The 4794-nt window shown below is 53.3% G+C and carries 5 protein-coding genes and 1 pseudogene; 2 read left to right on the top strand and 4 right to left on the bottom strand.

Translation table 11 applies throughout. From position 1 onward, the window contains the following. Both KB557_RS09005 and KB557_RS09000 read right to left on the bottom strand, forming a co-directional pair. On the bottom strand, nt 1-233 hold a 233-nt coding region (locus KB557_RS09005; protein ID WP_315856216.1), incomplete at its 3' end, for a DNA-formamidopyrimidine glycosylase family protein. 5 nt (nt 234-238) lie between these two features. After that, a complete protein-coding gene (locus tag KB557_RS09000) occupies nt 239-448 on the bottom strand; it encodes a photosystem I reaction center subunit IV (protein WP_255133409.1) in 210 nt (69 codons plus the stop codon). Nucleotides 449-565: 117 nt separating this feature from the next. Between KB557_RS09000 and KB557_RS08995 the strand changes: the two genes are divergently transcribed. Together KB557_RS08995 and KB557_RS08990 are read left to right on the top strand one after the other, a co-directional pair. Then, a complete protein-coding gene (locus KB557_RS08995) occupies nt 566-1585 on the top strand; it encodes a hypothetical protein (RefSeq protein ID WP_255133410.1) in 1020 nt (339 codons plus the stop codon). A gap of 75 nt (nt 1586-1660) precedes the next feature. After that, complete coding sequence (locus tag KB557_RS08990; RefSeq protein WP_255133408.1) at nt 1661-3334, top strand: ATP-dependent DNA helicase RecQ; 1674 nt, start codon at nt 1661-1663, stop codon at nt 3332-3334. 257 nt (nt 3335-3591) lie between these two features. Here the strand turns inward: KB557_RS08990 and KB557_RS11210 are convergent. Both KB557_RS11210 and KB557_RS08980 read right to left on the bottom strand, forming a co-directional pair. After that, nucleotides 3592-3780 (bottom strand): annotated as a pseudogene (locus tag KB557_RS11210) (LysM peptidoglycan-binding domain-containing protein); the annotation flags it as partial. A gap of 70 nt (nt 3781-3850) precedes the next feature. Then, nucleotides 3851-4794, bottom strand: a 944-nt coding sequence (locus KB557_RS08980) for an aldehyde dehydrogenase family protein (protein ID WP_255133407.1), incomplete at its 5' end; no start/stop codon positions are given.

The raw sequence follows: 4794 nt of genomic DNA, 5'->3' as shown, positions 1-4794 counted from the left end.
CCCAACTCACCGGCGGGGATGCCCCCCTTTGAAAGCTTTGCCATTAAGTATTTACCGCGCCGCTGCCAATCGTTGATGCGGCAACCGCTAAGGGCCGCAGCAAAGCCATCTGGATCCCCTTTAGGGGCCGCTACAGCGCGGCTGCGCAATACACACACCCTTTGCACCACAAAGCCATCAACCTGCTGCTGAAGGCCGCGGCGGACAGTTTCAACCTCGGGAAGTTCTGGCACCCGCCTTAGGCAGGATCGAGCTCAGCTTCTGAAAAGTTGTTTGTGTTTATGCCGCCATCAACGCCGGAGAAACCGTTGTAATTCACCTTTTCGAAGCGCACCACCACTGGATAGCGGATGCCTGAGGTGTCTATGGAAGCAACAGTTCCTTCTTCGTTGAACCAGTAAGACTCAGGCCGCTTGATACGCACCTTGTCGCCGCGGGAAATTGCCATCGCAGGGCCAGTGTTAGGGATGTCTCAATGAAATTACCTACCCCAGAGCCCATTGCCGATCTCCCGTCATGATTTGTCGCGGCCTTTGTTTGATTTGTTGTGGCACCAAACCCCTCGATGGAAGCACCGGTGCTCCACTTAGATCTGCCTGATCCAAGCCAAGACGACCTCAGCAGCATTGAATTCCATGCCCGCCTTGAGCAGGCCTGGGAGCTATGTGATCGCTTCGATCTTCAAACTGAAATTTGGCGTGGCCGCATTCTTGGAGCCGTTAGAGATCGCGAGAAACGCGGCGGCGAAGGTAGAGGTGCTGGCTTTTTGCAGTGGTTGCGGGAGCAGGAGATCAGTAAAACCAGGGCTTACGGCTTAATTCAGCTCTCGGAATCCGCCGACAGCCTCGTGGGCGGCGGTTTGCTCGAGGAATCCAGCGTTAATAACTTTTCCAAACGCGCTTTTCTTGAAACCGCCCAAGCGGATCCTGAGGTGCAGCAATTGATCAGCGAAGCTGCCAATGAAGGCCAACAAATAACTCGCACCCAGGTGCGACGCCTTAGTGATCAATACACCTCTGCCACCAGTGAACTGTTGCCTCAGATCATTCGTGAACGCACTCAACAAAATCTGCTGCCCCCCAAAGTGGTAGCCCCTTTGGTACGGGAATTAGCCCGCTTGCCTGAATTACAACAGGAAGACCTGCGGCGAGTGCTGCAGGAAGAACCTGAAATTGAACAGATCAAAAACGTCACCCTCACCGCCCGCTGGCTAACTAAGGCCGCGGAGTCTGGCCTTGCGGTGCGGGCCCTGCAACATGAATCCATCGATCTTGAAAAGGCGATGCAAGAGGCCCAGCGCCTAGACATGCTCGGCTTAGTAGCTGATGTGGTGGGTCAGGCTCAGCAGTTGGAGCAAGCGGTGCTCAAGCTGCATACCAGCTGGCGCCGGCTTGGCGGTTTGCATGAACGGCTCTGGCTGGAAAGCGGCAGTAGTACTCCCTATTTGCGCAGCCTCTTGCAGGGTTTAGAAACCCTTAGTGGCAGCAACCTTCGGGTATCACTTGGCGAATTGGCCGGTGGAAAAAAACTGAGGCTGCAATTGGTAGAGGAAGCAGCTGATCATTTGGAACCTCCACAGATTTAGAGCACAGGTCTAATTACTGATCAAAAGCAATGAAATGAGCCTTGCTTGGTGTTTTATTGCCGGTATGGTTTGGCTGTGAGCAGATCTAAGAAAGAAGGTTTAGTTATTAGTCCGCCAAGTGCGGATCTATTAATTGAAACCCTACGCAACAGCTTTGGACACACCGATTTTCGGCCTGGCCAGCGGGAGGTGGTGGAAGCTTTGCTTTCTGGACGCGATTGTCTAGCTGTATTGCCAACTGGAGCGGGAAAATCCCTTTGTTATCAATTGCCTGCGTTAGTGCGCCAAGCCTTAGTGGTGGTGATTTCACCGCTGGTGGCCTTGATGCAAGACCAGGTGGCCCAGCTGCGCCGTAAAGGAATAGCTGCCGCTTGTTTACACGGGGGCCTAAGCCAGGAGGAGCATCAACAGCTGCAGCAGCAATTGCAACAGCGCCAGCTGAGGCTGCTTTATCTGGCTCCTGAACGTTTAAAAGGTGAATCTTGCAGACGCTTACTTGAAGAACTAATCGATCAGGGGCAATTGGTGGCGATAGCAGTAGATGAAGCCCATTGCATTAGTGCCTGGGGCCATGATTTCAGACCCGACTACAGACGGCTTGGCCAATTGCGGCAGCTGTGCCCTGGAGTGCCGCTGGTGGCCTTAAGCGCCACAGCGCCAGCGAGGGTGAGGGCTGATGTGATTCGGCTATTGGAATTACGGCGCCCCTTAATCCAGGTTCGCTCAGCCAGGCGTCCCAATCTTGTTTATCAAATGTTGTGGCGACCAGAGGATCCCCTTGAGCTGGTGCTGAAAAAGGCCCAAGCAGCCCGTGGGGCAGTGTTGATTTATACCCGAACCCGTCGGGGGGTTGAACGCTGGGCAAACCTATTGCGTAAACATAATTTGCCGGTGCTTGCCTATCACGCAGGCATGGATCCAGAAAGCAGGCTGCTCGCCTTGCAACAGTTTCAACAGGAGCCACAACCTGTGCTGGTGGCCACTGTGGCCTTTGGCATGGGTGTTGATAGGCCTGATGTGGGATTGGTGTTGCATCTGGAGCTGCCTTCAAGCCCTGAGGGTTATTTGCAGGAATCAGGGCGGGCAGGCCGTGACGGCAAACCGGCTGCGGTGGTGGTGCTATTTCGCGATGGCGACCGCAGTGGCCTCGCTTGGGCAATTAATGCTGCAAAAGATCCCGAAAGCAAGCTGCGTAATCGTTTAGCCCATCAGCAATTGCGTTTGATGGAATCGGTGGCTGAAGGAGCTCATTGCCGCCAGCAGGCCCTATTGGCTGCAGTGGGGGAATTAACTGCCCCTTGCGGCCAGTGCGATCGATGCCGTCGGCCGGTTTCCTTGATTGATGGCAGCTCAGATGCAATTCCATTGTTGAAAGCTTTAGCTGCAGCCCCAAAAGGTTTGGATAGTGCTGCCTTAGGAGCTGATCTGGCATCTGCAGAAGAGCCGGCACCCCTATGGCGCTGGCGCCTCAGGCGCCTGGTGGAAGCTGAGTTGGTAGCTGATAACGATTGCGGCAAAAGGCTCTGGCTTAGCGAAGCTGGGGAGAGGTTTCTGCGGCAGCCGCGACCCCTGCGCTGGCCGCAAGCGCCTGCAGATTTATGGGATCAACCTCTTTGCAGTGATTTATCGCGGCATACCGAAGCAACTAGGTCTTTTTCAAATTCCTGGGATGGGATTTCCCAAGCTTTCCAAGCTCCTGCCGGACCGGTTACGTTGAGCTTTTTGGCACCACAATTAACTGCTACATAAAGGGGCTGGCCTTCTTTATTGATGCTGGGGGCCACCAGGCTGCCGGCCATTGTGCGCCAGTTGCTCCAATCAACTTGCAAAGGGCCGTAATAACGCCAATCAGGATTAGTTGATTTTTTAGCTAACAACAATGGAGCAGCTGGTTTAATTGTTTTTGTGGGAGTTGTTGTAGTTGCTACTGGTGTTGCTGTTGTAATTGGTGTTGCTGTTGTAATTGGAGTGGCGGCAACTGCTTTAAGGCCTGCAGGCAGTTTTAAGGAGGTGCCAATTTTTACTTTATTTGGATCTTCAATCCCATTAAGGCTGATTAGGTTTGCCATCGGAATCCCGTAGATACGGGCAATAGCAGAAAGAGTTTGCTTTGGTTGCACTACATGAACCGCGTCTTCTGCCCGTAAAGGCAAAGCAGCAACTAGCAGCAGCAAAGCCAATAGGGGAGCTCTCATAACCAAATAAAGATCAATAGGCGCACATTAATGAAGTTGGCGAGATGCGCCAGTCCCCCCTGGCGCTTACTTAATCCAGAAAGCGACGCAGCCAGCTGAGGCGATTGCCGTAAGGGGGATAGCGAAAGGGCAGATCAAGCTGAAAGCCGCGTTTTAAAATTGAACGCAGGTTTGAAAAAGTTTCAAAACCATGGCGCCCGTGGCCGCGGCCCATGCCGCTTGCGCCCACCCCCCCGAAGGGCAATGTTGAGAATGCAGCCTGCACCACCACATCATTGAGAACTACGCCGCCCGATTGGCTGCTGTTTAGTAACAGTTCCTGGGCTTCGCGGTTTTGGCTGAACAGATAGATCGCAAGAGGATGTTCTCCTTCGTTCACCAAGGCGATAGCAGAGGCAAGATCAGCTACCTCTAGAAATGGCAGCAGCGGGCCAAAGATTTCTTCCTGCATTATTGGCTGGCTTAATTCGGCTGAAACAAGGGTGGGGGCGAAATACAGAGTTTTGCGATCCCTTTGCCCACCACTGAGTAATTGAGTCCCCTCCAGTAGTGCCTCAAGGCGATCGAATTGAGCCTGATTCACCAATCTTCCGTAGCTGGCTGAAAGGCTTGGATCTGAGCCGAAAAATGATTCCACTGCAGCTTTTATTGCCTCCTCCAGCGGTTTTCTTATCCCGGCTGTGGCGAGCACGTAATCGGGAGCAACGCAGGTTTGTCCGGCATTAAAAAATTTCCCCCAAGCGATGCGGCGAGCAGTTATTTCAAGATTTGCGTCATCTAAAACAATGCAGGGATTTTTGCCGCCAAGTTCCAGAGTTACTGGAATCAATTGCGTTGCGGCTGCAAGCATCACTTGGCGCCCGATCTTGGCTCCACCAGTAAAAAAAATGTGATCAAAAGGCAGTTGCAATAACTCCTGAGCGGTGCTTGCCCCCCCTTGCACCAGGGCAACCACGCTGGGATCAAAGTGATTTGCCACTGCTTCTGCCAATAGCGCCGCCACCTGAGCCGTTT

This window comes from Synechococcus sp. Cruz CV12-2-Slac-r, assembly GCF_024346075.1.
Classification (GTDB): Bacteria; Cyanobacteriota; Cyanobacteriia; order PCC-6307; family Cyanobiaceae; genus Synechococcus_D.
This window is presented reverse-complemented; position numbering and strand designations above follow the sequence as displayed.